This is a genomic window from Sphingomonas sp. SORGH_AS_0870 (assembly GCF_031453175.1).
Taxonomy (GTDB): Bacteria; Pseudomonadota; Alphaproteobacteria; order Sphingomonadales; family Sphingomonadaceae; genus Sphingomonas.
Map to the genome: position 1 here is coordinate 4,218,523 of NZ_JAVIYW010000002.1, position 24,389 is coordinate 4,242,911.

At 62.8% G+C, this 24,389-nt stretch carries 27 protein-coding genes and 1 pseudogene; 20 read left to right on the top strand and 8 right to left on the bottom strand.

Translation table 11 applies throughout. From position 1 onward, the window contains the following. Positions 1-534 precede the first annotated feature (534 nt). Positions 535-1,419: a LysR substrate-binding domain-containing protein gene (locus QE363_RS19520; RefSeq protein WP_309697982.1), complete on the bottom strand. Its 885-nt coding sequence runs from the start codon at positions 1,417-1,419 to the stop codon at positions 535-537. A 109-nt stretch (positions 1,420-1,528) separates the two neighbouring features. On the opposite strand from QE363_RS19520, the gene QE363_RS19525 reads away from it, so the two are divergent. The 4 genes and pseudogenes from QE363_RS19525 to QE363_RS19540 all read left to right on the top strand — a co-directional run bounded on the left by QE363_RS19525 (position 1,529) and on the right by QE363_RS19540 (position 5,583). After that, the gene (locus QE363_RS19525; RefSeq protein ID WP_309697984.1) at positions 1,529-2,620 is read left to right on the top strand and encodes a putative sulfate exporter family transporter; all 1,092 of its coding nucleotides are present in this window, start codon (positions 1,529-1,531) and stop codon (positions 2,618-2,620) included. A 96-nt stretch (positions 2,621-2,716) separates the two neighbouring features. Next, positions 2,717-3,085 (top strand): DUF305 domain-containing protein, encoded by a 369-nt coding sequence (locus QE363_RS19530; protein ID WP_309697986.1) that lies wholly within the window; start codon positions 2,717-2,719, stop codon positions 3,083-3,085. Then, complete coding sequence (locus tag QE363_RS19535; RefSeq protein WP_405053202.1) at positions 3,082-4,512, top strand: YncE family protein; 1,431 nt, start codon at positions 3,082-3,084, stop codon at positions 4,510-4,512. Before QE363_RS19530 ends, QE363_RS19535 begins: the two co-directional genes overlap by 4 nt. 438 nt (positions 4,513-4,950) lie before the next feature. After that, positions 4,951-5,583, top strand: a pseudogene (locus QE363_RS19540) (tyrosine-type recombinase/integrase). 153 nt (positions 5,584-5,736) lie between these two features. Here the strand turns inward: QE363_RS19540 and QE363_RS19545 are convergent. The 3 genes from QE363_RS19545 to QE363_RS19555 are packed head-to-tail and all read right to left on the bottom strand — an operon-like array spanning position 5,737 to position 7,291. Further along, positions 5,737-6,270, bottom strand: coding sequence for a DsrE family protein (locus QE363_RS19545; protein WP_309697988.1), 534 nt, complete (start codon positions 6,268-6,270; stop codon positions 5,737-5,739). 29 nt (positions 6,271-6,299) lie between these two features. Further along, positions 6,300-6,677: a metalloregulator ArsR/SmtB family transcription factor gene (locus tag QE363_RS19550; RefSeq protein ID WP_309697990.1), complete on the bottom strand. Its 378-nt coding sequence runs from the start codon at positions 6,675-6,677 to the stop codon at positions 6,300-6,302. After that, positions 6,674-7,291: a peroxiredoxin gene (locus tag QE363_RS19555; protein WP_309697992.1), complete on the bottom strand. Its 618-nt coding sequence runs from the start codon at positions 7,289-7,291 to the stop codon at positions 6,674-6,676. The genes QE363_RS19550 and QE363_RS19555 overlap by 4 nt, the downstream gene beginning before the upstream one ends. Positions 7,292-7,443: 152 nt before the next feature. Here QE363_RS19555 and QE363_RS19560 point away from each other — a divergent pair, with 152 nt between their 5' ends. From QE363_RS19560 to QE363_RS19620, 13 genes are all read left to right on the top strand, one after another. Continuing rightward, positions 7,444-8,295, top strand: a complete 852-nt coding sequence (locus QE363_RS19560) for an MBL fold metallo-hydrolase (protein WP_405053203.1) — start codon at positions 7,444-7,446, stop codon at positions 8,293-8,295. Beyond that, positions 8,292-8,732 (top strand): YeeE/YedE family protein, encoded by a 441-nt coding sequence (locus QE363_RS19565; RefSeq protein WP_405053204.1) that lies wholly within the window; start codon positions 8,292-8,294, stop codon positions 8,730-8,732. Before QE363_RS19560 ends, QE363_RS19565 begins: the two co-directional genes overlap by 4 nt. Then, positions 8,732-9,148, top strand: a complete 417-nt coding sequence (locus QE363_RS19570) for a DUF6691 family protein (RefSeq protein WP_309698253.1) — start codon at positions 8,732-8,734, stop codon at positions 9,146-9,148. Before QE363_RS19565 ends, QE363_RS19570 begins: the two co-directional genes overlap by 1 nt. Before the next feature lie 19 nt (positions 9,149-9,167). Beyond that, positions 9,168-10,823, top strand: coding sequence for a TIGR01244 family sulfur transferase (locus tag QE363_RS19575; protein ID WP_309697996.1), 1,656 nt, complete (start codon positions 9,168-9,170; stop codon positions 10,821-10,823). Further along, positions 10,820-11,602 (top strand): sulfite exporter TauE/SafE family protein, encoded by a 783-nt coding sequence (locus QE363_RS19580; RefSeq protein ID WP_309697998.1) that lies wholly within the window; start codon positions 10,820-10,822, stop codon positions 11,600-11,602. The genes QE363_RS19575 and QE363_RS19580 overlap by 4 nt, the downstream gene beginning before the upstream one ends. After that, positions 11,602-13,011 carry a cytochrome ubiquinol oxidase subunit I gene (locus tag QE363_RS19585; RefSeq protein ID WP_309698000.1) on the top strand — a complete coding sequence of 470 codons (1,410 nt, stop codon included), beginning with the start codon at positions 11,602-11,604 and terminating at the stop codon, positions 13,009-13,011. The genes QE363_RS19580 and QE363_RS19585 overlap by 1 nt, the downstream gene beginning before the upstream one ends. Further along, positions 13,008-14,015: a cytochrome d ubiquinol oxidase subunit II gene (gene cydB, locus QE363_RS19590; protein ID WP_309698002.1), complete on the top strand. Its 1,008-nt coding sequence runs from the start codon at positions 13,008-13,010 to the stop codon at positions 14,013-14,015. The genes QE363_RS19585 and cydB overlap by 4 nt, the downstream gene beginning before the upstream one ends. Next, entirely contained in the window at positions 14,015-14,131 is a 117-nt protein-coding gene (locus tag QE363_RS19595) for a DUF2474 family protein (RefSeq protein WP_309698003.1), read from the top strand. Before cydB ends, QE363_RS19595 begins: the two co-directional genes overlap by 1 nt. Next, on the top strand, positions 14,131-14,940 hold the full coding sequence (locus QE363_RS19600; protein ID WP_309698005.1) for a TlpA disulfide reductase family protein: 810 nt from the start codon (positions 14,131-14,133) through the stop codon (positions 14,938-14,940). The genes QE363_RS19595 and QE363_RS19600 overlap by 1 nt, the downstream gene beginning before the upstream one ends. Beyond that, positions 14,937-15,566, top strand: coding sequence for a DsbA family protein (locus tag QE363_RS19605; RefSeq protein ID WP_309698007.1), 630 nt, complete (start codon positions 14,937-14,939; stop codon positions 15,564-15,566). The genes QE363_RS19600 and QE363_RS19605 overlap by 4 nt, the downstream gene beginning before the upstream one ends. Before the next feature lie 85 nt (positions 15,567-15,651). After that, positions 15,652-16,539, top strand: a complete 888-nt coding sequence (locus QE363_RS19610) for an MBL fold metallo-hydrolase (RefSeq protein WP_309698009.1) — start codon at positions 15,652-15,654, stop codon at positions 16,537-16,539. Continuing rightward, on the top strand, positions 16,536-17,495 hold the full coding sequence (locus tag QE363_RS19615) for a c-type cytochrome (protein WP_309698010.1): 960 nt from the start codon (positions 16,536-16,538) through the stop codon (positions 17,493-17,495). Before QE363_RS19610 ends, QE363_RS19615 begins: the two co-directional genes overlap by 4 nt. A gap of 41 nt (positions 17,496-17,536) precedes the next feature. Beyond that, the gene (locus tag QE363_RS19620) at positions 17,537-18,289 is read left to right on the top strand and encodes a substrate-binding domain-containing protein (protein WP_309698012.1); all 753 of its coding nucleotides are present in this window, start codon (positions 17,537-17,539) and stop codon (positions 18,287-18,289) included. Positions 18,290-19,024: 735 nt separating this feature from the next. On the opposite strand, the gene QE363_RS19625 is transcribed toward QE363_RS19620, so the two are convergent. The 3 genes from QE363_RS19625 to QE363_RS19635 all read right to left on the bottom strand — a co-directional run bounded on the left by QE363_RS19625 (position 19,025) and on the right by QE363_RS19635 (position 20,353). Further along, on the bottom strand, positions 19,025-19,825 hold the full coding sequence (locus tag QE363_RS19625; protein WP_309698014.1) for a DUF1883 domain-containing protein: 801 nt from the start codon (positions 19,823-19,825) through the stop codon (positions 19,025-19,027). A gap of 79 nt (positions 19,826-19,904) precedes the next feature. Further along, positions 19,905-20,198: a DUF3892 domain-containing protein gene (locus QE363_RS19630; protein WP_309698016.1), complete on the bottom strand. Its 294-nt coding sequence runs from the start codon at positions 20,196-20,198 to the stop codon at positions 19,905-19,907. A gap of 14 nt (positions 20,199-20,212) precedes the next feature. Next, complete coding sequence (locus QE363_RS19635) at positions 20,213-20,353, bottom strand: hypothetical protein (protein WP_309698018.1); 141 nt, start codon at positions 20,351-20,353, stop codon at positions 20,213-20,215. Between the two features lie 131 nt (positions 20,354-20,484). Here QE363_RS19635 and QE363_RS19640 point away from each other — a divergent pair, with 131 nt between their 5' ends. After that, a complete protein-coding gene (locus QE363_RS19640) occupies positions 20,485-20,841 on the top strand; it encodes a helix-turn-helix transcriptional regulator (RefSeq protein WP_309698019.1) in 357 nt (118 codons plus the stop codon). Continuing rightward, positions 20,838-21,722, top strand: coding sequence for an ImmA/IrrE family metallo-endopeptidase (locus QE363_RS19645; protein ID WP_309698021.1), 885 nt, complete (start codon positions 20,838-20,840; stop codon positions 21,720-21,722). Before QE363_RS19640 ends, QE363_RS19645 begins: the two co-directional genes overlap by 4 nt. A 99-nt stretch (positions 21,723-21,821) precedes the next feature. Here the strand turns inward: QE363_RS19645 and QE363_RS19650 are convergent, their stop codons facing one another. Further along, positions 21,822-23,018, bottom strand: a complete 1,197-nt coding sequence (locus tag QE363_RS19650; protein WP_309698023.1) for a hypothetical protein — start codon at positions 23,016-23,018, stop codon at positions 21,822-21,824. A gap of 628 nt (positions 23,019-23,646) precedes the next feature. Here QE363_RS19650 and QE363_RS19655 point away from each other — a divergent pair. Then, positions 23,647-24,389 (top strand): serine hydrolase domain-containing protein (locus QE363_RS19655; RefSeq protein WP_309698025.1); only part of this gene is annotated, 743 nt, incomplete at its 3' end.

The following is a 24,389-nucleotide window of genomic DNA, read 5'->3' on the forward strand; positions in this document are numbered from 1 at the left end:
CCGCCGCCGGTTGGGCTTTCGAAACGAAGAACGGGGAAGCCGCCCCTCTGAGGAAAGAGGAAAAGAAACAAGGACAATTCGTTCAAACCCTCAGCTGCTAGCGCGTCGATCAAACTCATTCTGCCCGGTCCGGGCCCGCCGGTGATGATGTGAAGGTGGTTGGTCATATGATCCTTATGGCTAAGACCCGCCCTCCCGAAAACGAACCTGCAACGGGACGGGACAGTTGCTGCCGTCTTCCCCTGTTTGAAGGCGGCAGCTTTCCCGAAATCTGACCCCGATTGCGTTTTCCCAAAACGGTCTGTTGAACATGAAGAAACGGGACTGCTGACGGTTAGCGGATCGGCCGGTTTCGGGGTGGCGAGCCGATTCACAGAATGACCGGAAATGGCGAGAATTGGGACAAACCCGACATCTACGAAGGCCGAGCTGAACGGCAGGTTCAACCGAGAGCAGCCGTTCAGGAGCGTCCCGAAGGATGGCGAAACAGGAATGCGCATATCTCGCCAGCGCTCGCGCCCTTGGACGTGCCGCTTAAGGGTTGCCTCGGCTGTGCCCGATCACGTCCAACAGGGCGTCTGCGGCCTTCGTGCGATAGCGCTCCTTGTGCCGTAACCCGAAGAAAGGGCGCGGCTCGAACGCGATCGGGGCGGCATGCAGCGTGCCTGCGGCAATGGCTGGTTCGACCACCAGCGCAGACAGAACGGCGACGCCAGCGCCCGCCTCGACAGCCGTGCGGACGCTCTCGTTGGAAGGCATCGTCAATGCCACGTTGAGGGTGGCCGGATCGACGGCCAAGCGGCGCAGGTGGCTGTCGAAGGTGGAGCGCGTACCGGACCCTGGTTCGCGCAGCACCCAACGCGCCTGACGCAGCCAGGCGGCGTCGATCGAGGCATTCCCGAACGGCCTGGCCCCGACCATCAGCAATCGATCCTCGCCGATCGGCCAATGCGCCAGCGCCGGATCGTCGATCTGCCCTTCGACGATCCCCAAGTCCGCCGCGCCATCGTGGACCCGCGCGGCCGCCTGTTCGCTGTTGCCGATCGCAAGGGCTATATCGATCGCGGGATGGCGAGTGTGGAAGGTCGCGAGGAAAGGCGGCAGCCAATAGGCGGCGATGGTCTGACTGGCGACGACCCTGAGCGTGCCACGTGCCAGCCCGCCAAATTCGCGCAGCATCGTCTCAGCCATTTCCGCCCGTGCCAGAACACCGCGCGCTTCGGTCAGGAACATTCGCCCGGCCTCGGTCAGCGCGATACCGCGGCCGACGCGGTGGAACAGCTTGATCGAATGCCGTTCCTCTAATGCGGCAATAGCCGCCGAGGCCGCAGACTGGGTGACGTTCACGGCACGGGCAGCAGCAGTCATATGCTCCCGCTCGGCCACGGCGACAAAGATGCGGAGCTGCTCTAGCGTCATGCCGCACCTGTAGCGCAACCAATCACATTTGGTGATTGAAATCACAATATATATGCGTTGGAACGATCGGTGGTGGCGGCATAGATGATGCGGCGGAAGGAACTCCGCCGTGACCACCGTTGCCCGAACCCACGCAGACGCACCTCTTGCCCGAACGAACAGACTGGCCCCACTCCTGCCGGGTATCGGCCTCTGCCTGACCGTGACTGGCGCTGCTTATATCCTGGAAGCAGGCGAGCGCGCCCTGGCCGGCAAAGCCTGGCTGGAGGCGCTGGTCCTCGCTATCCTGATCGGCACCGCAATCCGCAGCCTTTGGACGCCCGGCGACAGATGGCACGACGGCATCGCAATCAGCGCCAAATATCTGCTGGAAGTCGCGGTCGTCCTGCTCGGCGCTTCCGTCAGTGCCACCACCATCGTGGCTGCCGGCGTGCCGCTTCTCGTCGGAATCGCCGGCGTGGTGGCAAGTGCGATCCTGCTGAGCTTCGGCATAGGTCGTTTGCTGGGCCTGCCAACACGCATGGCACTGCTGATCGCGTGCGGGAACTCGATCTGCGGCAATTCGGCCATCGCCGCGGTCGCGCCGGTGATCGGGGCCGACAGCGATGACGTCGCCGCCTCCATTGCGTTCACCGCCGTGCTGGGCGTCATCGTGGTGCTGGGCCTGCCGCTGCTCGGGATCGCGCTCGGTATGAGTGGCATCGCCTTCGGGGCGCTCGCCGGACTGACCGTGTACGCGGTGCCGCAGGTGATCGCAGCCGCCTCGCCGCTGGGCGCTGCGGCCGTGCAGATGGGTACGCTGGTCAAGCTGGTCCGTGTGCTGATGCTGGGGCCAGTCTGCCTCGTCCTGTCGCTGATTGCGCCGCGCCTTGCCCCGCAGGAGCTGCCTGTGGGAGAGTTTGTTGCAGGCACCGCAGCGCCAAGGAAGTTCGACCTTGCCCATCTGGTCCCGTGGTTCATCGTCGGCTTTCTCGTGATGGTCGCCTGTCGGTCAATGGGGCTGGTGCCGACCGCTGCGATTCCGCCGATCGGCCGCATCGCCACCTTGCTGACCGTGGTGTCGATGGCAGCGCTGGGACTGGGCGTGGACGTCCGCACCGTCGCCAAAGCTGGCGGCAAGGTGACGTCTGCCGTGGTGCTGTCGCTGCTCGGCTTGGGCGCGATCAGCATGTCTTTGCTGGCCCTATTGCACATCGCCTGACAGCCGATCGCGGCCGAAGCGGATCGAATAACATGGGTTTATGTTGAGCCGGATGCGCGGACCTTCCGTGTCCGACCGTATGGAGTTGCCGATATCGTGAGAATCCCGCTCAAGACAGCGCTCGCTGCTGCCGCTCTGGTCAGCGGCGCGGCGCTGGCCCAAACCAGCGATTTCGCCACCGTGATGGCCGGTGCGATGCAGCGGATGCACCAAGCGATGGCGGTCCCGTCGACCGGTGATCCCGACCGGGACTTCGCCGCGATGATGATCCCGCATCATCAGGGTGCCATCGACATGGCCGAGGCGGAACTCCGCTTCGGCAAGGACGAGCGGCTACACCGCCTGGCGCAGGGGATCATCGTCGAGCAACGGCAGGAGATCTCGGTGATGCAGGCCATCCTGAAACAAAAGGGCGGCGCTCCGGCCGCGCCTCAGACCCACCACTCGGAAGGAACCCATCGGTGAAGCAGCTGATCCTCGCAGCCTTTGCCGGCACCATGCTGGCCCCCGTCGCGGCTACCGCGCAGCAGGTGCCGAACGCACAGCCTGACATGCCCGTGTCGCCCAGTGACCGGTTCTATACCTCGGACCAGTTTTCCAACACCGTGTCGGTCGTCGATCCGGTGACCAACCGGCTGCTCGGCGTCATCAAGCTGGGCGATCCAACGCCGATGAACCTCAGCCCGCTGTATCGCGGGCAGCTGCTGGTCCACGGCATGGGCTTCTCGCCCGACCGGCGGACGCTGGCGGTCGTGTCGATCGGATCGAATGCGGTCAGCTTCATCGACACCGCCACCAACAGCGTCCGGCACACCACCTATGTCGGCCGCAGCCCGCACGAGGCCTTCTTCCGCCCCGATGGCCGGGAGGTCTGGGTCAGCGTGCGCGGCGAGGACTATATCGCCGTCCTCGATGGCACGACCTACAAGGAGACAGGCCGCATTCCCGTCCCGAACGGTCCCGGCATGACGATCTTCTCGCCGGACGGGAAGTACGGCTATGTCTGCTCCAGCTTCTATCCCGAGACCGTGGTGATCGACACCGCGTCGAAGCGGATCGTCGGCCGGGTGAAGCAGGAAAGCCCCTTCTGTCCCGACATTGCCGCGACGCCCGATGGCAAGCAGGTGTGGCTGACGCTGAAGGACATCGGCAAGGTCATGGTGTTCGACGCCAAGCCTCCGTTCGCAGTGCTGAAGAGCTTCGCGACGGGCGCGATCACCAACCACGTCAACATTGCGAAGACGCCACGCGGGCAGTTCGCCTATGTGACGGTCGGCACCGAGAATGTCGTGAAGGTGTTCCGCACCGACAATTTCGCCCAGGTCGCGACGATCCCGGTCGGAGCGCTGCCGCACGGGCTGTGGCCCTCGGGCGACGGCAGCCGCATCTATGTCGGCCTGGAGAATGCCGATGCGGTGGCCGCGATCGACACGACGACGAACAAGGTCATCGCCACCATCCCGATCGGGCAAGGCCCGCAAGGCGTGGCCTATGTTCCGGGCGCGGTGCCATCCGGCACCGGCATGGACAATCTTCAGCCGCTCGCCAAGGCAGGCGAGAAAGTGCAGCTGACTCTCTCCGGCACCGGACGGAGCCAAGTGACGCTGTTCGATCAGGGGCAGGTGCAGATTCTGCAGGCCGCCGTCGCGGGCCTGCCGCCGAAGATGCCGTTCGTTCTGGGCCTGTCCACCAGTCTCGATGGCAACGGCCCGGTCGAACCGCTCGCCAAGTTCATGACCAATCCCGCCGGCGGCGCGATCGTCAACGCGGTCGGTCCGCTGCGACAGATCGTCACCCAGGCCGCCCCCGCAGGATCGCGCCGCTATCTGGTGATCGCCTCCGGTCAGCCGGAAGCTGTAGGCGATGTCGTGCAACGACAGATCGAACAGTAACGGACGCCCGTTTCGGAACGAGCATCGGGGACGCCGCAGATGCTCGTTCTCGACTGCCCATTTTCAGAAACGAACTTCCAATGGGACGGGATGGGACGAGCACAGCGGTCTTTCCTGTGCCTTCAGGTGGCAGTCTTCCCAAAATCTGTTTATAATTGATCCTTCCCGAACCCGTCCCAGAGAGATTGAGAGGTTGGACTGCCAAATGGTGTGGCGCAGCAGCCAGTGTCTGTGCGGAAGTGCTTGCAATCAATGGCCTTCGACCGGGCAATGTTAGTGCTTGGCCAAGAACCCACGAGTGGCCGCTTTTGGAGATAGCGGTCGTACACGTGACCTAACCGGAACAGCAAAAAGTGGTCGGCAGGCGCCCCGAGGCATCAAGGTTCATTCGCCTGCGATGCGTTCTTTAAACGGCCATTTGGCCGTTGGAGAACGATCATGGAGATGCTCGAAAAAGAACTCGCTATCAACAAGCGCCAAGTCTGGAATGCCGGACGTACAGTCGGCGCGAAGCGTGCGCTTAAGCCAAAGCAAATCTGGGAGATCCGCTTCTACCTCAATCAGCGTCGTCGCTTGTGAGATAGAGCGCTGTTTGACCTTGCGATCGATAGCAAACTCCGAGGCTGCGACTTGGTGCAGATTAAGATCGGCGATCTTGTCAGCGGCGGGCAAATCCGAACGCGGGCGATCGTCATGCAGCAGAAAACAGGCCGATCAGTTCAGTTCGAGCTGCTTCCAGACGCTCGCGCCAGCCTGCTGGCTTGGCTCGAGCGGCGGGGTGGCACGGTGGACGACTACGTTTTTCCTAGCCGGGTCGATCACAATGGGCATCTGAGCACGCGCCAGTATGCCCGGCTGGTCGATGAATGGGTGACAGCGGTCGGTCTGATACGAAGTGAGTATGGCACGCACTCCCTTCGCCGAACGAAGGCATCTATCATCTATAGGGCAACCGGCAACCTTCGTGCCGTCCAGATCCTTCTCGGGCATAGCAAAATCGAGAACACCGTGCGCTATCTCGGGATCGACGTGGAAGACGCACTGGCCCTCGCCGAGAACACCGAAATTTAAGCCATTGGCTCCCCGTCTGTTGGCGGGGAGCCCTTCACAGTGTGGGACAAATTTGCAATCCATCTCGGCGTCGCCGACTGGCGGGTTCAACCGAGAGCAGCCGTCCAAGAGTGTGCTGATTGGGATGATATTTTGGGAAAGCGGATGCAGAGGTTAATCTGGGATCAGTGCCCATCCCCGGAGTTGCAAGGTGGCCATCGTGGTCAAGGCGGATACGTCAATCTCTACAGTCTTTGCGACGGTAGCGGGATCAACCTTGTTACCCACCAATGCCTGACTGCATACGCGAACAGATACCCCGGCGGAGCGCAGTGCTGCGATCAGCGGAAGATTCGGATTGTTCGCGGTCTTCAGGCGCTCCGCGTAGGCGGCATCGTCCATGACAAGCGGCGTCGCCGGACCGTGGATCACGACCGCGACATCCCCGGGCAAGGGGCGCACGCCGTCGGCGCCAAGCAGGTTCAGGAACCGTGCGACTTTCTCAAGATTGGGATTTACCTGGTCCGGCGACGCGGTTGCCTTGGTGACGCTGAACAGCACGCGGTAGCGTAGCTTGCGGTCCGGACGCTCCTTGGCGCCAGGCATCGGCGAGATTGCGCCAAAATTCTGCACGACCGGGTGACGCGGATCAGCAGCCACGGCGGAACTGCCGTAAGCCATCGTCATCACTGCGGCAGCAATCAGCATAATCCTGTGTGACATCCGCCAACTCCTCATCATCCGATGCGCGCAAAGGTCGCTGCTCCGGTAAATACGCGATCGGGCGCACGTGGAACCACTGCCGTGGGCACCGTCCGTTTGGGAACAGCAGCCCCCAAGGCAGCGAATAGCGCGTGAATTCGATCTTCGACGACCTCGGAGGCAACGCTGTAGAAAATCTGTCGGGCCTCGCGACGGGTGGCTACCAGATCGGCGCGACGCAATTCGGCCAGCTGTTGGCTAAGCGCCGGCTGCCCGATCCCGGTGGCAGCCTCGATCTCGCCGACCGCCCGCTCGCCGCTCAGCAACGTCGACAGGATCATCAGACGCTGGGGCTGGGCAAGCGTCTTGAGCTGCTCGACCATCCTGTCGGCTTGATTGCGATCAAGGCTCATGTGTCGGGCCGCAGGCGGTGGAACCAGTCGGGGCTGTCGTCGCTGGGGAGCGACGGTGGGAGCAGCACGTCATCGCCCGGTCGCCAACACGCAGGCGTCAAGACACTGCCGTCCGTTGTCCGTTGCAGCGCCTGGACCGTGCGCAGCATTTCATCCACACAGCGGCCGACCTGCATCGGATACCAGTTCGTCGCCTGGATGATGCCGTTAGGATCGATGAAATAGGTCGCGCGCACGGCCGACGAGTCCGTCGCTTCGGCATCGATCATACCATAGGCGCGGCCGATCGCCATGGATGGATCTTCGACGACGGGGAACGGTATCTCGATCCCCGCCAGTGCCTTGATCGCCCGGACCCAGGCGACGTGCGAATAGAGACTGTCGACCGACAGGCCGAGCAACGCACAATCCATTGCCTCGAACATGGGGGCGGCTTTGGCCAGCGCGATAAACTCGCTCGTACAGACCGGCGTGAAATCCGCCGGGTGCGAAAAGAACAGCAGCCAACGCCCGCGAAATTGATCGAGGTTGACGTCCCCCCGTGTGGTGCGGGCGCGGAACGGCGGTGCCTGATCGCCGATGCGGAGCGGGCGCGGTGGGATGGGAACGTCCATGGCCTTTATCATGCCAGCGTGGCTCGCTTGACGCAAGCCAATTACATACTTACACACATATATATACATTGGAGGTGTAAGTGTCAGACTCGTCCCTAGCTCGGGTAGCACGTCAGGTCGTCGCGGCCCGCCCCGAACACGGCGCGCCCCTGGTGCAGGCATTTTTCGATGAACCGACGAACACCGTTAGTTACGTCGTTTCCGATCCTTGGACGGGCCGCGTTGCAATCGTCGACAGCGTTCTCGATTTCGATGCCGCGTCGGGCCGCACCTCGACCGCATCGGCCGACGCCATCATCGCGCATGTCGAGCGCGAGGGGCTGACGGTCGAATGGCTGCTGGAAACCCATGCTCATGCCGATCACCTGTCGGCCGCGCCCTATCTGCAACAGAAACTGGGCGGAAAGCTCGGCATTGGGCGGGCAATCATTCAGGTGCAGGATGTGTTCGGCAAGCTGTTCAATGCCGGCACCGAGTTTGCCCGTGACGGATCTGAGTTCGACCGGCTTTTCGATGACGGCGATCAGTTCGAGATCGGCGGGTTGTCAGCGACCGTACTGCACGTGCCGGGTCATACGCCCGCTGACATGGCGTTCATCATCGGCGATGCGGCCTTCGTGGGCGACACCTTGTTCATGCCGGACTTCGGCACCGCGCGTGCCGACTTTCCAGGCGGTGACGCGCGGCAGCTCTATCGCTCGATCCGGCGCCTCCTCGAACTGCCACCAGAGACGCGGCTGTTCCTGTGCCACGACTACAAGGCGCCGGGCCGTGAGGACTATGCGTGGGAGACCACCGTGGCCGCGCAACGCGCTGGCAACGTCCATGTCCATGACGGGATCGACGAGGATGCATTCGTAGCAATGCGCGAAGCACGCGACGCGACGCTGGCCGTGCCGCGCCTGATCCTGCCGTCGATCCAGGTCAATATTCATGGCGGCAAGCTGCCGCCACCTGAGGCCAACGGAAAACGCTATCTGCGCATTCCGCTGGACGCGTTGTGATGCCGGGTTTTCCGGATGCTATGCCGGTCCACGGCTTGATCGGCGGGCTGTTGATCGGGCTGGCTGCGGCCATCATGCTGTTGGCCAATGGCCGGGTCGCGGGATGCAGCGGCATGTTCGCGCGTGCGGCCGGGCTGGCGAATGGCGGCGCGCCGCGTAGCGTCGCCATCGCCTTCACGCTGGGGCTGCCGATCGGCGCTGCGATCGTCGCGACGCTGGTCGGCGTGCCGTCGCGCTTTCCGACTTCATGGGGACTGCTGGCCGTCGCGGGGCTGATCGTCGGCTTCGGCACGAGGCTCGGATCGGGCTGCACCAGCGGGCACGGCGTGGTGGGCATGGCACGGCTGTCGCCGCGGTCGATCGCCGCGACCGTGACGTTCATGGCAAGCGGCATCGCCACGGTCGCGGTGCTGCGCCTGCTCGGGTTGAGCGCATGATGCGGCAAGCTTTCGTGGCACTGTTCAGCGGGGTGCTGTTCGGCATGGGGCTGGCGCTATCGGGCATGACCGATCCGGCACGGGTGCGCGCGTTTCTCGACGTGACAGGCGCATGGGACCCGACGCTGGCCTTCGTCATGGGCGGCGCGTTGCTGCCGATGGCGATTGCTTGGGCGGTCGTGCGTCGACGCGCCCGGCCGGTCGTCGCCGATGTGTTCCATTTGCCTGCGACCAGTCCGATCGATGCGCGCCTCATCGGCGGTGCCGCGCTGTTTGGGATCGGTTGGGGCCTTGCCGGACTGTGTCCCGGCCCTGCGATCGCCGCACTAACGATCGCGCCCGGTCCGGCGCTGGTCTTCGGCATCTTCATGACGATCGGCTTCGGGCTGTTCCGCCTGCTGCCGTCCGCAAAATAGCATAGCACAGGAGAGCGACATGGCGTTCAAGCCTCTGGATGACGGCATCGCCGTCTCCCCACAGATCACGCTGAACGATGTGGCCGGGGCTGCACGGCAAGGCTATCGATCGATCATCTCCAACCGTCCCGATGGCGAGGAGGCAGGACAGCTTTCCGCCGACGAGATCCGCGCCGAAGCCGAGCGCCATGGGCTGGCTTTTGCGCATATCCCGATCGTTTCTGGCAAGGCGACCCAGGCGGACGCGGCGGCAATGGCGCAAGCGATGGAAAGCCTGCCGGGGCCGGTCCTGGCCTTTTGCCGCAGCGGGATGCGCTCGACGACCTTGTGGGCGCTCGCCAGGGCGAAGGAGCGCGGCGCTGACAGCCTGATCCGCACCGCGGCCACGGCGGGCTATGACATCACCGATCTCGCCCCCCGATTGCGCACCGGGTCGTCGGACAAGAGCTTCGACGTCGTGATCGTCGGCGGCGGTTCGGCAGGCATTGCCACCGCCGCGAGCATCCTGAAGCGCGCGCCCAAGGTGACGATCGCGATCGTCGATCCGGCGCAGGACCATTATTATCAGCCAGGCTGGACGCTGGTCGGGGCGGGCGTGTTCAAGCCGGAAGACACCCGCCGCGCCGAGGCCGATGTCATGCCGGACGGGGTGACGTGGCTACAGGTGGCGGCGAACGGCTTCGATCCCGGCCGCAATGCGGTCGAGCTGGCGGACGGCCGCACGCTGACCTACCGCGTCCTTGTTGCCGCGCCGGGACTTCGCCTCGCGTGGGAAAAGATCGCTGGGCTGGAAGAGGCGCTGGGCCGAGGCGGCGTCACCTCCAACTATCGCTACGATCTGGCACCCTATACGCATCGTCTAGTCAAAGAGATGAAGGCTGGACGGGCGCTGTTCTCGCAACCGCCGATGCCGATCAAATGCGCGGGCGCGCCGCAAAAAGCGATGTACCTGTCCTGCGACCTATGGCGCGACGCCGGCGTTCTGCCGAACATCGATGTCGAGTTTCACAATGCCGGCGCAGTGCTGTTCGGGGTTGCGACCTACGTTCCGGCGCTGATGGAGTATATCGAGGCTTACGGCATCGACCTGCGCCTGGAATCCAACCTCGTCGCCGTCGACGGGGCACGTCGCGTTGCGACCTTCGCGCAGAAGAAGGACGGCGCGACCGCGACGATCGAACGCGAATTCGACATGCTGCACGTCGTCCCGCCGCAGGTGTCGCATGACTGGGTCGCGAGCAGCCCGCTGGCCGCCGCCAGCGGTTTCATCGACGTCGACGAGGCAACGCTGCGACACAAGCGCTACGCCAACGTCTTCGCGTTGGGTGATGGTGCGGGCACCAGCAATGCCAAGACGGCGGCCGCCGTCCGCCAGCAGGCGCCGGTCGTGGCGGTCAACGTCCTCGCCGCCCTGGAAGGGCGCGAGCCGGTCGCGGACTATAACGGCTATGGATCGTGCCCGCTCACCGTCGAGCGCGGCAAGATCGTGCTGGCCGAGTTCGGCTATGGCGGAAAGCTGCTGCCGACCTTCCCCAAATGGCTGGTCGACGGCACACGTCCGACCCGCGCCGCGTGGTTCCTCAAGGAGAAGATGCTCCCGCCGCTCTACTGGCGCGGCATGCTGAAGGGGCATGAACTTCTCGCCCAACCGCACCGGATCGGCGAAGCGGCATGATGCTCGAACCCGTCCAATATCTGCTGGGCGCCTTTTCGGGTGGCCTCGTCGGCTTCACACTCGGGCTGGTCGGCGGGGGTGGTTCGATCCTGGCCGTGCCGCTGATGGTCTATCTGGTCGGCGTGCCCAGCGCGCATGTCGCGATCGGCACCAGCGCCTTTGCCGTCGCCGCCAACGCCGCAACCGGCCTGATCGGCCATGCGCGCGCCGGCACGGTCAAATGGCGGTGCGGCGGCATGTATGCCGCGGCGGGAATCCTCGGCGCGTTCGCGGGATCGACGGCAGGCAAGGCGTTCGACGGGACCAAGCTGCTGTTCCTCTTCGCGCTGGTCATGGTGCTGGTCGGCATCGTGATGCTGCGCGGGCGCAAGGCGCAGGGTGTGCCCGGCGCACAGTGCAACCGGGAGAATGCGCCCAAGGTCCTGGGCTTCGGCCTCGTCACCGGGATCTTCTCCGGATTCTTCGGGATCGGTGGTGGATTCCTGATCGTACCCGGCCTGATCGGGTCGACGCGGATGCCGATGCTGAACGCGGTTGGCACGTCGCTGGTGGCGGTCGCCGCTTTCGGCCTGACCACGGCGCTGAACTATGCCTGGTCGGGCATGGTCGACTGGCCGCTCGCCGGTGTGTTCATCGCCGGCGGTATCGTCGGTGGACTGCTTGGGCTGAAGGCGGCGCGGCGACTGTCGGAAAGCCGGGGAGCGCTGACCACCGTCTTCGCGATCCTGATCTTTGTGGTCGCCGCGTACATGTTGTGGCGCAGCTGGGGGGCGCTGTAATGTTCGATCACCTCGACGCCGTGGTGCTGGCACGGGCGCAATTCGCCTTTACCGTCAGCTTCCATTTCATCTTCCCTGCCTTCTCGATCGGGCTCGCCAGCTATCTGGCGGTGCTCGAAGGGCTATGGCTGAAGACGGGGCGCGAGGTGTATCTCGAGCTGTTCCGATACTGGGTGAAGATCTTTGCCGTTGCCTTCGCCATGGGCGTCGTGTCGGGCATCGTCATGTCCTATCAGTTCGGCACGAACTGGTCGGTCTTTTCGACTAAGGCAGGCCCGGTCGTCGGACCATTGATGGCCTATGAAGTGCTGACCGCCTTCTTCCTCGAGGCTGGCTTCCTCGGCGTCATGCTGTTCGGCATGACAAAGGTTGGTCGCAAGCTGCACTTCGCCGCGACCTGCATGGTGGCGCTCGGCACCTTCATCTCGGCCTTCTGGATCCTGAGCGTCAACAGCTGGATGCAGACCCCGGCCGGCTTTTCGGTCGCGCCCGACGGGCGGCTCCTGCCGGAGGCGTCCTGGCTGACGATCATCTTCAACCCGAGCTTTCCCTACCGGCTCTTCCACACGGTGATCGCCGCGTACCTCACGACGTCGCTCGTCGTCGGTGCGGTCGGCGCGTGGCATCTGCTGCGCGACGCCAGCCAGCCTCATGCGCGCAAGATGTTCTCGATGGCGATGTGGATGGCGGCGCTGGTCGCTCCGATCCAGATCTTCGCCGGGGATGCCCACGGTCTCAACACGCTGGAACATCAACCCGCCAAGGTCATGGCGATGGAGGGGCATTACGATAGCCATCCCGATGGTGCCCCGCTGATCCTGTTCGGCATTCCCAATCCACAGGCCAAGCGGATCGATCATGCGATCGAGGTTCCCAAACTGTCGTCGCTAATTTTGAAGCACGACGCCAATGCGCCGCTCGCCGGGCTGGATACGATACCCGATGATCGCGAACCACCGGTGACGATCGTATTCTGGTCTTTCCGTATCATGGTCGGTCTCGGCTTTGCGATGTTGGGGCTTGGCCTGTGGAGCCTAATCGCTCGCGCGCGCCACCGGCTGTACGCCTGGCCATGGCTGCACCGGGCGGCGATCGCGATGGGACCTGCCGGGTTCGTCGCGGTGATCGCAGGATGGGTTACGACCGAGGTCGGACGCCAGCCCTACACCGTCTATGGCCAGTTGCTTACCAGCCAGTCGCACTCGCCGCTTGCCGCCCCGGCGGTCGCCGCATCGCTGCTCGCGTTCGTGCTGGTCTACTTTTCGGTCTTCGGTGCCGGCGCCTGGTATATCCTGCGCCTGATGGCGCGCGTGCCGCAGCCACATGAGCCCGAGCCCCCCGCCATCCCCGTTCGGACCGCGGGCATCGTGCCCGGTCCCGCCATTCTGGCCGGGGAGCCCGGGCAATGAGCGTCAATGTCGATCTGACCGTGGTGTGGGCGTTCATCATCGCCTTCGCCATCTTCATGTACGTCGTCATGGACGGCTTCGATCTGGGCATCGGCATCCTGTTCCCGACCTTCAAGGTAGGGGACGAGCGCGATCAGGCGATGAACTCGATCGCGCCGGTATGGGACGGCAACGAAACCTGGCTGGTGCTCGGCGGTGGCGGTCTCTTCGCCGCGTTTCCGATGGCGTATGGCGTGTTGCTGACCGCCACCTATCCGCTCATCATTGCAATGCTGCTCGGCCTCGTCTTTCGCGGCGTCGCCTTCGAATTTCGCTGGCGAGATCCCCGACATCGTGCCTTCTGGGATCTCGCTTTCAGCGGCGGGTCGATCATCGCGGCATTGGCGCAGGGCATCACGCTCGGCGCGGTCTTGCAGGGCGTTCGGGTTGTCGGCGGCGCCTATGCCGGGGGCTGGCTCGACTGGCTGACGCCGTTCTCGATCCTGACGGGAGTCAGCGTGGTGATCGGCTACGCGCTGCTCGGCGCAACCTGGCTGGTGTGGAAGGTCGAGGGCACCGCCGAGGCTCATGCCCGTCGGCTTGCGCTGTTCGCCGCGACCGGCACGCTGGTCGCGACCGCGGCCGTCAGCGCGGCGACCCCGTTCCTGCAATTCGAATATTGGAAGCGCTGGTTCGATATGCCGGGCGTCCTTGCAACTGCGCAGGTGCCGCTACTGACCATCGTTGTCGCGTGGGCGCTGTTCCGCGCTTTACGCGGTGGCAGGATCGCGCTGCCGTTCCTGCTGACGCTGGCGTTGTTCGCGCTGGCCTTCGCCGGATTGGGGATCAGCCTGTTCCCCTTCATCGTGCCCGACAGCATCTCGATCTGGGATGCGGCCGCGCCGGAAAAGAGCCAGGTCTTCATGCTGGTCGGCACTGCGATCATCATGCCCGTGATCCTTGCCTATACCGCCTGGGCCTATTGGGTCTTCCGCGGCAAAGTCGGCACGCACGGGTATCATTGATGACCGGCACGTCACCCCTGTGGAAGCGGCTTGGCTGGTTCGTCCTGACCTGGGCAGCCAGCGTAGCCAGCCTCGGTGTCGTCGCCGGCCTGCTGCGCTGGTGGTTGAAGACGTGATGGGAAACGCGGTCGCGATCGGTCCGCTCCTCATCGCGCTGGATCGCGGGCTGGCGATCCTGTGCATTCTGCTCTTCTTTGGAATAGCGGCGCTTGCCGGGCGGTGGGGCACAACCCGGGTCGCAGGCGTCGCCACGAGCGCCGTCATTGCCGGGATCGTAGCCGCACGGATCGGCTATGTCGTGGATCATGCGGCGATCTATGCCGATGCGCCCCTTTCCGCATTTGCAGTCTGGCAGGGAGGCTTTTCCGCGCCGATTGGCATCGCAGGGGCTGCTATGCTGCTCGTCCTGCGGCTTGGACGCAGCCGCGATACGATCGTCGGTTTAGCCGCGCTGGCAGTGCCGTCCGTCCTATGGTTCGTCGCGCAGGCAATCGTACCGCCGGTCAATTACGGCCGCTTTCCCTTCGCACTTACCCTGGCTGACACCAGTGGACGCCCTATCCCGCTAGAACGTTTTCGCGGTAGGCCCTTCGTCGTCAATTTGTGGGCGACCTGGTGTGGGCCGTGCAGGCGCGAACTGCCGATGCTGGATGCCGCTGCATCACGGGGAAGCGGGGTGCCGATTCTGCTCGCCGATCAAGGCGAGGCAGCGTCAACAGTTACAGGCTTTCTGACGCACGAGGGTCTTGGTGCCGAGCATGTAGCGCTCGATACCACCCGCTCGCTGAGCAGCGCTTTCAAGGTCACCGGTTATCCCGCGACCGCATTTGTCGCGGCGGACGGCACGATCGTCCAGTTCCAAATCGGCGAGCTGTCGCGTGCCACGCTCGCGGACGGAATCGACATGGCAAGGAAACACCGATGAACCGACGCTCCCTCCTGACCCGCGGCCTCCTCGCCGCGATGACAATCGCACTCCCGCTGGTACCCGCCAGCGCGCGGCAACGGCCCGACATGTCGCGAAAGGCGGTGACCGACGATCCCCTTGCCCCCAAGCGTGCCGGACCCGGCTACGACGTCACGATCGTCGAGTTCTTCGACTATAACTGCCCCTATTGCCGGCGCATGGAGCCGGTGCTGAATGGCTTGCTCGCCTCCGATCCCAAGGTCCGGGTCGTCTATCGCGATTGGCCGATCTTCGGTCCTGCCTCGCGCGAAGCGTCACGCGCCGCGATTGCGAGCCAATGGCAGGGTCGCCACGCAGCCTATCACCAGGCGCTGCTGACCTCGCCCGGGCGGCTCGACAACAACGGCGTCAAGGCGGCTGCCACACGCGCGAAGGTGGATTGGCCGCGTCTGCAGCGCGACCTGAAGACGCGCGGGGCAGAGATCGATGCTTTGCTGGCGCGCACGGACGCCATTGCCAGTGCAATCGGGTTTAACGGCACGCCCGCCCTGATCGTCGGTTCGCAGGTGGTGGCCGGCGCGGTCGACCTGCCGGCCTTGCGTCGCCTCGTCGCGACCGCGCGCGCAAAGCCTGAGGCACGCTGACGATGGCCGCGCTGCCCAACCGGAGGCAGGCGGTCGGGTTGGGCACCGCGATGATGAACGGTCACCGTAATGAGAGGATAAGAATATGATCGAGTATCGCCATGAGGGCATGACGGTCGCATCGCTCCATGACGAGCGCACCGGCAGCTTTCAGTATGTCATCGTCGATGATGCCACGAAGGTGGCCGCAATTGTCGATCCGGTCCTCGACTTCGATCCCCGCGCCGGGGCGACGTCCACCACCAATGCCGATCTTATCCTCGACTATGTGCGCGACCACGACCTGACGGTGGAATGGGTGCTCGACACCCATCCCCATGCCGATCACTTTTCGGCCGCGCCCTACATTGCTGAAAAGGCCGGTGGTCGGACCGCAATCGGGGCAAAGGTCGTCGAGGTGCAGAAGCTCTGGCAGGACATCTATTGCCTGTCCGATCTCCCGGTCGATGGCAGCCAGTGGGACACGCTGTTTGCCGATGGCGAAGCGTTCCGGATCGGCTCGCTCGACGCGCGAGTGATGCTGTCGCCGGGGCATACGCTCGCCTCGATCACCTATGTCGTCGGCGACGCGGCGTTCGTCCACGATACATTGATGGTGCCCGACAGCGGCACCAGTCGGGCCGACTTTCCAGGCGGCGATGCACACGCATTGTGGCGCTCGATCCGCACTATTCTCGATCTGCCGCCCGGCACCGCGACCTATGTCGGTCACGACTATGGCAAGGACGGACGCGAGGTGGTCGGCCGCTCGACCGTCGCGGACCAGCGTCGCGACAACATCCATGTTCATGACGGTATCGACGAGGCGACGTTCATCGCCACCCGCGAGAAGCGCGACGCCACCCTCCCGCTACCCGACCTCATGCTCGCCGCACTTCAGGTGAACATCCGCGGCGGTCGTCTGCCGGATGCTGAGGCGTGCGGCACGGCATTCCTGAAGCTGCCGCTTAATCGCTTCAAGGCCAACGCATGAGCGAGCCGCTACCTCCAACGCCCGGTGACGATGGACCAGCTCAGCGGATCATCTTCGCCCTATCGGCCGCGCTGCTCGTCCTTGTCGTCACATACAAGATCGGCCAGTCCGACGGAACAAGCCAGGTACCGGCGGAGGTAGCGACGGACGTCGCCTTTTCGCCACCGGCGGAAAGCAGCATCCCTGCAGGGCCGGACGGCGATGCGATCCGGCGCGGTCGCCTGATCTTCACTGCTACTGGAGCCCATGCGGGTCCGTATGTCGGCAACGGCCTGACATGCAGCAACTGCCACCTTGATGCCGGACGCAAGGCTGATGCCGCGCCGATGTGGGCGGCTTGGATCAGCTACCCGGCCTATCGCGCGAAGAACGGCCGCGTGAACACGATGGAGGACCGGATACGCGACTGCTTCCTCTACTCGATGAACGCGCCCGCCTCGAAGGCGGGGACCCCGCCGCCCTATGGCGACGACATCTATCGCGATCTGCAAAGCTATTTTGCCTGGCTCGCGACCGGCGCGCCGTTCGGCAAGCCGCTGCCCGGTCGTGGCTTCGTAAAGCTCGCTACTACACCACTGGGTTACGATCCGGCTCGCGGCGCGACGGTGTTCGCCGGCCAGTGCGCGTCGTGCCATGGCGAAAATGGGCAGGGACAGGCGAACCCGGACGGCACATACACCATTCCGCCACTCTGGGGCGCGCGTTCCTACAACTGGGGGGCGGGCATGGCCGGGGTGGCATCGGCGGCCGGGTTCATCAAGGCTAACATGCCCTACGGGCAGGGCAATACCTTGACGGACCAGCAGGCTTGGGACGTTGCTGCCTATGTCGACAGCCGCGAGCGTCCCCGCGACCCACGGCAGACCGAAACCGTCGAAGACGCGCAAAAACGCTTTCACGCCAAAGGCGATTATTACGGCCAGACGATCGACGGGAAAACTCTTGGGGGAAGCTGACCGTGCTTCATCCCATTACCTCTTCTATTCAAAGGTAGCTCATGCGTACTTTCATCCTGACTGCCCTCGCGGCGATGACTATCGCCGCTCCGGCCTGCGCCGGCCCCGTTCATGTTTTCGGACCTGGCGGCCCCGCGCCGGCAATGAAGGAGGCTGCGGCAACCTTTTCCAAATTGCGCGGAGTGAAAGTTGAGGTTGTAGCCGGACCGACAAGCGATTGGATCGATGCCGCCAAGCAGTCAGGTGACGTGATCTACAGCGGTTCCGAAACCATGATGACCGATCTGCAGCTTGCGATGGGTGATCGAATCGATCCGACGACGATCACGCCGCTATATCTGCGTGTATCCAACATCCTCGTCCGCCCAGGGAATCCGCAAAAAATCCGCGGGCTCAGAGACCTCTTTCGTCCAGGTCACCGGGTGCTTGTCGTGAACGGGGCCGGTCAAAACGGCCTTTGGGAGGATATGGCGGGTCGAACCGGTGATATCGCTAAGGTCCGGGCGCTTCGCTCGAATATCGTCCGCTATGCGAAGAATAGCGCGGAAGCAAAACAGGTGTGGATCGCTGATCCCAGCCTCGACGCGTGGATCATTTGGGGTATTTGGCAAAAGGCAAACCCTACGCTTGCCGACGCTGTTCCTGTCGAACAATCCTATCGTATTTATCGCGACGTAGGTTCCGGGCTGACGACTATCGGCAAATCCAATCCCGATGCCGTAGCATTTGCGGCATGGCTAACAACACCGGCCGCCCGGGCAATCTTCGTAAAATGGGGCTGGGAAGCAAACTGAATGCTACGGGGGCCAGCCCTCCATCATAAGCTTTCCCGGTCAGGGGACGGTGGACGAGGCAACCTGGGCCGTCCCGTTTACGAACCTGCAACGGGACGGGACAGTTGCTGCCGTCTTCCCCTGTTTGAAGGCGGCAGCTTTCCCGAAATCTGACCCCGATTGCCCTTTACCAAAACCATCCCCGATCGATGGGGAAATGGCACTGCCGAATGATGTGCGGGGCAGCCAGTGTTGGGGCGGAGGGATTGCGGCGAACAGCTTTGAACCGAGCGATGCTGGTCGCCTCGTTGACGACCTGAGACGGTCCGCTTTCAGCCGAAGCAGCCATTCGAATCTCGCTTCTCGAACTACGCAACTTGGTCGATGGCAACCGCCCTGCCCTTCCGTCACGACGACCCACAAACGGCCATTCGCGGCCGGTTTTCAGCTCCCCAACTCCTGCCATTCATTTATGTTCTGAATTGGGTTCGAAGGCCCAGGCTGTTCCCGATGCTAACACGGCGAGATTTGGGACATTCCTGCCGTTCCGGGAGGATATTCGAACGGCTGCTACTGTCAGAAGCCGACATTCAGCGGGTCTCTCATCAGCGTCGCAGGTCGGAAGAAAATGGGCAGTGAAGGGACAGGCAGGTTCCGGACAAATCCCTCAGGAAAGCCATTGACCGCCACACGGGTATATCGGCTCCCGACCCGAGCAAATCCTCCCCAACGGCAGCATTGCTAGCATATGTGCAGTTACGCCGCCTCCGGCAAACGTACTACTTCCGCGATCTCGGCGGCAATTTCCTCGACGGTATGCGCGCTTGTGCTTCGCGCGAGGCGGTCGGCAAGCGAGGGCGAGTATCGGATCACCTCGCTTTTCGACACGTTGTGCCAGACAGGCAGGAGGATCTGATCACCCGACACCGCTTTCGTGACAAGGCCGTCGAGTTCGTACTCGGGCCATCCCTTGCCGAAAAAGGCCTTCGACAGCACGACGACCCCGAACCGGCTGCTACCGAGGCCCCGGTCAATCTTCCGCCGTAGGCTGTCGCCGATCCGCAACTCGAACTCGTCATACCAGACCGACAAGCCAGCCTCACGCAGCGCATTTGCCAAGGGGCGAACCACGTCATCCTTGTCTTCCGAGGCGTGCGAAATGAAGACGTCAAATACCCGGCCGTCCGGCGCTTCGGGCGTCGGCGCCAGATCGTAGTCGGCGTCGCGCACAAGGGTGGGGACGCTGCGCAGTGGCGCCTCGTTGATTGCGGGCAGCGGACGCAGCGCATCGCCCCCCACCACCTGTACGCCAGAGCGGACCGTGCCGCGTAGGCCTTGCATGTCGACTGTCACGTGCCAGTTGCCCGAACGGGGAACCTGCAGCCGTACCGGCGAACTTCTGGCAAGACCGCCGATGTAGTGATGTCGACGCCCATTCCTGAAGCTGCTGAGATTAGCGCTATCCATCAGGCGGACGTTCGCAGCGCTCCCAGCGAGGGTGACGACCACCACGCTTCCGCGATCAAGGTGTCCAAGGTTGTAGTGGGTGAAATTCATCGTAGGTTCCTAGTCAGACACGGGGTGATCGATTATGTGGGTGCTGATCGCCCCGTTGGCCTCGAAGAACTGCACCTATTCAGGCGCACTCACGCAAAGCGAGGAGGTTATCCGTCCACACTTTGTCGCGGTAGGTCCGCACATATTTTGTGCCTCGCGTGGAAACCGCAGTGCCCACGCGCACCGTGTTGCCTGCACTGTCACGAACATAAGCGTAGCCGCCTTTGTCCTTGATCCAATTATACATCTCGAGCCGGGTCGACTTACCGGACTCGCGGGTTTCCTCGTTGGTCCATCCGAGATGGCTGATCGCCTCGTGCGGATTGTCGTGATTGCCGCCAGCTTTCGAAATGCAGGTGATGCGCACGGACATGATGTGTGTGTTCCTTACTTTTTGGTGCGGTTGGGACGCTGGGTGAGAGCGGATGCCGCCACAGTCTTGGCGGCCGCGCTTGATCTGGGGTTGCGCAGCACTTTTGAAGCTGCAGTCGCCGCCTTCGCGCTCGTGACTTCGGGCTTGCGAGCCATATTCAGATCCTTTCGTGTCCTTGACGACCCTTCCGAGTCGTCGTACGAAAACCTACGAAATCGTAGGTGCTTTGGGCCAAAAATTAGCCCCGAAGGGCAAACCTTTCTACCTACGATTTCGTATATATAACATGATGGATAACGTAGGGTCAATGACAGGTAACGAAGCTGACGTTTTCGGGGCGAGGTTGGCAGATGCGCGTGACGCGCGAGGGCTCAGTCAAGCGGAGCTTGCTAAGCTGGCCGGTCTCCAGCCCGCAGCGATCGGGCATTTCGAGCGTGATCGGCGCAAGCCGTCTTTCGCGAACGTGCGAGCATTGGCGAAGGCCCTCAACATATCGTCTGACTATCTGCTGGGGCGTTCATCCTCGATGGAGGGAGCGACCACTGCCTTTCGAGGCGAGGAAAATCTGACCCATAATGATCGCGAGCATATTCAGATGATGATCAATCTTATGAATGAGAGGCGGGGGCAGAGCGAGAAATGACCGGCTTCCGCCTTTCCTGGGCGCGCGAGCGCGGCGAGCGAAAGGCGCGGGAGCATGGATTCGATTCGTTTCCCATCGACCCCTTCGCAATCGCGCAAAGCGAGGACATTATGATCTGCCCGAAGGCGTCCGATCAGGTGGGCGTCAGCGGCGGTATCATCTTCGATTCTGCGGGGACGGCCATCTTCTACGCGACCAACATCAAGAGCCTAGGCTTCCAGAGATTCACGGTCGCCCACGAACTGGGCCATTATTTCCTTGAGGGACATCCGGAGGAGATAACTAAGCTAGCGCCGATGCACGTTTCGCGGGCCGGCTTCACGCAAGGCGACGTCTCGATCGAGGTCGAGGCGGATCATTTCGCATCCGGATTACTTCTACCCACGACTTTGGTGCGCCGCCTGCTCGACCACGAGCGAATCGGCCTGGATGGAATCGACGCGCTGGCCGAACAGGCGCAATGTTCGCTAACAGCCTGCGCAATCCGCGCCGCCGAGTGCGGCACCTATCCGATGGCTATCGTGGTCAGCAAAGGCAGGGAGGTGCGCTATTCTTTCATGTCTGATAGCTTCAAGAAGCTTGGACGGCTGACCTTCCTGCGCAAGGGAAGCGCCCTGCCATCCACTTTGACATCCCGTTTCAATTCTAATGCCAGCAACGTCTCTTCAGGTAAGCGCGTCACGGACACCACTACACTGAGTCATTGGTTCGACGGCCCACGAAACGTCGAGCTTGATGAGCAGGTCGTCGGGCTAGGGTCCTATGGGTACACGCTCACCGTGCTCTCGGGCGAAGCGCTCCCCGACGATCCTGACGAGTATGAAGACGAAGAAGCGCGGCTGATCGAAAGCTACACGCCGAAATTTGCCTACGGCCGCTGACAAGCGCTAGAAATGTGAAATTGGCCGCGCAGGAAACGGCCATTTCTAGAATTCTTCGCAAGATTTCTAAAGCGAACGTTCAAAATCGTAAGGGCGCAACTAATCCTGCCCATTCGCGTTCGCAGCGCGCCAAGCGTCAAAGGTTTCGCGCGCAACGTTGGTCAGCATGCCTGCAAAGGTGGCAGGGTTCGCTGCGTAGAGAGCATGGCGCATCTCGGTAAAGGCATTGAACTTCTCGCCCTTCCCCTCTTCCAGAAACCAAGCCTTATATTGATGCACCATACCAATCGTCGAGCGCAGGTAATGGTTGAACTTGCCGCGGCTGATACCAGGCTCACGCTCGATGATGTCAGCCGTAAAGCCGTCGATCTTGCGCGGCTCGAATTCGACGCCAGGGAAAAAGTGGCGGGCGATGCGTAGCAGCCTAAACGCATCCAGCGGCGCATACTGCCTGCGTGCAACGTCAGCGTTGGCTATCGGCTCGGCAGGCGCCTCACCTTGCGCGGCTTCTTCCGCCTCAGGGCCCGGCTCCGGCTCCGCCGCCGCACGCTGAATTTCAATTTCGGTCTCATCGCGGATCTGTCGAAATTCGCGATCCGAGAGCTCAAACAGGGCTGCCAGCGTATTGATCCGACGCTTCAGCGATGCCGGTATCGACTTCTTGTACTTGATCTTGTGATCAAGCGTGCTCCACGAATCCTGGACGACGGTGCGAATCTGGAGCTCGAACTGGTATGGCGCGTACGGAGCGTAATCTGGCATCACCGCACGGACGTCGTTCAGCCTTAGGTCTAAGTGAAGGCCCTTGTAACCAAACGCGTTCTCCGTGCCCTCGATCTCGGCGGTCTTGTCTGTCACGTCGATCACGTAGAAGTGCTCGCGGATCAACTCGCTGATCGGCTCAATCTCGTCTTCATAGAGGCAGACCAGCCGCAACCCGATCAAGTCAGAAATGTGGTCTTTAATCGCGTACGGCGTAGCGCTCTCCTCGAGTTCTCCCTGATACTTCCGCGTAAACTTCTTAATCGATTCCTCGCGATCTTTGATGCGGCCAGATGCCGCCGCCACTTCGAGCTTAGCGTGTGCGAGGAGCGAACTGAGCAAGGTTAGGAACGCCTTCTTAGCCTGATCAAGGCGCTGGGCGTTGTCGTTATAGTATTCTCGGAAAGCGGCCTTCTCAGCCTCAAAGTCTAGTGACGGCATCTCGATCCTACCCCCTGCCGCATCAAAAGGCCGCAGCGAACCATGCGCAAGCGATTTCTGAAGATCGCCCCGGTTTGGATCAGATTCCTGCATTTAAGCGGTTCTATTCGTAGCGCGAAGTGAGCTGGCGGCCAAACGTGGCCTTTTGCCTGATGTTGGACCGGCCACTGCCTTACCTCCTGGTCATGGTCGCCTCACCAGACCGGAACATGATAGAATAGTGAAATTTGTGATTGAGTAGGCCCCCACGGAATAACCGCAATGGGGCGCATGCTGCCAGACGTTTTCACGCCGACCGAGCGGCAGGTTTTGGCAGCAGCTCTCGTTGAAAGCGCGACCGACGAACGACGCATCTTGGTCGGGAGTTGCCACTCTGACTTCTGTCCTGGCGACCCAGTTCCGGACGTTCGCGGTGACACCGCCACTGCTCAGAAGTGGACGTTCATTCATCAAGCCCAGATTTGCAGGCTGTGGCAGCTATAGATTTGAGGACGCCACACGCCGGATGAGCCGACTCGCCCTTCGGCATGGCACGAGGATCAATTGCAAATAGTACGACGCACCGTATTGTAGGCACAAGACACCAAGCGATCGGTTTTGCCATGACGTCCTTGCGAATGCCCGAATGAACCCGACACGGCGAACGATCCTGATCGGCACCGCAGTCGCTGCCGGCTGTGCCTCCTTGCCGGCGCCGGCCAGGAGCCGAAGGCGTACGGCGATGCAGGTCCAGTCATGGATGGCGCTTGCTTCAGTGCCGGGGACAAGCTGGGCCGTGCTCGACGGCGAAGCGGAGCCGGTCAGCTCTGCGGTAGGATACGCCAAAATTGGGAAGGCGAACGCAACCACGGAGACGGTGTTCGAAGCCGCTTCCCTGTCAAAGCCGGTCCTGGCGGCTGCCATCCACGACCTTGTCCGCGACGGCAGCATTGATCTCGACGAGCCTGTGGCCAAGCATATTGATTTCACGACGGATGTCGCGACTCGGACCACGACGCCTCGTCACCTGCTGTCGCATTCCAGTGGTCTGCCGAATTGGCGTACCGAGGCCGGCAGCGATCTGGTGAGCAGGTTCAGGCCCGGTTCCGACTTCCGCTATTCGGGAGAGGGCTACGCACTGCTTGCTCGCCTCGCCGAAAAAGTCACCGGTCAGACCGCAGCGGAGGTCGTCCGTTCTCGGGTGCTGACGCCTGCAGGAATGACGCGGAGCGGCTATGGCTGGCTGGCCGGCCAATCGCCTCCGGTGGCGTGGGCACACGATGCCGGCGGCGAGTTGATGGCGGACAAGGGTCCCGCGCAGTTCGAGAGGAGCCGGGACGCCGGCCCTCGCCGGTCCATCGAGGCATGGACCCAGGACGATCGCGTTGGGGCGGCCAAGGCGCTCGGCAAGCCGGCCCTGCCCGTCTTCATGACTCCGAACATGGCGGCGGGACTGTGGACGACCGCGAGCGACTATGGCCGCTT

Bases quoted from the DNA above. Each gene is read 5' to 3' on its own strand.
- QE363_RS19615 (WP_309698010.1), top strand. From the start codon at position 16,536: ATGAGCGAGCCGCTACCTCCAACGCCCGGTGACGATGGACCAGCTCAG.
- QE363_RS19580 (WP_309697998.1), top strand. From the start codon at position 10,820: ATGATGCTCGAACCCGTCCAATATCTGCTGGGCGCCTTTTCGGGTGGC.
- QE363_RS19595 (WP_309698003.1), top strand. From the start codon at position 14,015: ATGACCGGCACGTCACCCCTGTGGAAGCGGCTTGGCTGGTTCGTCCTG.
- QE363_RS19550 (WP_309697990.1), bottom strand. From the start codon at position 6,677: ATGAGCCTTGATCGCAATCAAGCCGACAGGATGGTCGAGCAGCTCAAG.
- QE363_RS19650 (WP_309698023.1), bottom strand. From the start codon at position 23,018: ATGCAGGAATCTGATCCAAACCGGGGCGATCTTCAGAAATCGCTTGCG.
- QE363_RS19600 (WP_309698005.1), top strand. From the start codon at position 14,131: ATGGGAAACGCGGTCGCGATCGGTCCGCTCCTCATCGCGCTGGATCGC.
- QE363_RS19625 (WP_309698014.1), bottom strand. From the start codon at position 19,825: ATGAATTTCACCCACTACAACCTTGGACACCTTGATCGCGGAAGCGTG.
- QE363_RS19640 (WP_309698019.1), top strand. From the start codon at position 20,485: ATGATGGATAACGTAGGGTCAATGACAGGTAACGAAGCTGACGTTTTC.
- QE363_RS19645 (WP_309698021.1), top strand. From the start codon at position 20,838: ATGACCGGCTTCCGCCTTTCCTGGGCGCGCGAGCGCGGCGAGCGAAAG.
- QE363_RS19620 (WP_309698012.1), top strand. From the start codon at position 17,537: ATGCGTACTTTCATCCTGACTGCCCTCGCGGCGATGACTATCGCCGCT.
- QE363_RS19605 (WP_309698007.1), top strand. From the start codon at position 14,937: ATGAACCGACGCTCCCTCCTGACCCGCGGCCTCCTCGCCGCGATGACA.
- cydB (WP_309698002.1), top strand. From the start codon at position 13,008: ATGAGCGTCAATGTCGATCTGACCGTGGTGTGGGCGTTCATCATCGCC.
- QE363_RS19520 (WP_309697982.1), bottom strand. From the start codon at position 1,419: ATGACGCTAGAGCAGCTCCGCATCTTTGTCGCCGTGGCCGAGCGGGAG.
- QE363_RS19570 (WP_309698253.1), top strand. From the start codon at position 8,732: ATGCGGCAAGCTTTCGTGGCACTGTTCAGCGGGGTGCTGTTCGGCATG.
- QE363_RS19555 (WP_309697992.1), bottom strand. From the start codon at position 7,291: ATGGACGTTCCCATCCCACCGCGCCCGCTCCGCATCGGCGATCAGGCA.
- QE363_RS19575 (WP_309697996.1), top strand. From the start codon at position 9,168: ATGGCGTTCAAGCCTCTGGATGACGGCATCGCCGTCTCCCCACAGATC.
- QE363_RS19635 (WP_309698018.1), bottom strand. From the start codon at position 20,353: ATGGCTCGCAAGCCCGAAGTCACGAGCGCGAAGGCGGCGACTGCAGCT.
- QE363_RS19585 (WP_309698000.1), top strand. From the start codon at position 11,602: ATGTTCGATCACCTCGACGCCGTGGTGCTGGCACGGGCGCAATTCGCC.
- QE363_RS19630 (WP_309698016.1), bottom strand. From the start codon at position 20,198: ATGTCCGTGCGCATCACCTGCATTTCGAAAGCTGGCGGCAATCACGAC.
- QE363_RS19610 (WP_309698009.1), top strand. From the start codon at position 15,652: ATGATCGAGTATCGCCATGAGGGCATGACGGTCGCATCGCTCCATGAC.
- QE363_RS19545 (WP_309697988.1), bottom strand. From the start codon at position 6,270: ATGCTGATTGCTGCCGCAGTGATGACGATGGCTTACGGCAGTTCCGCC.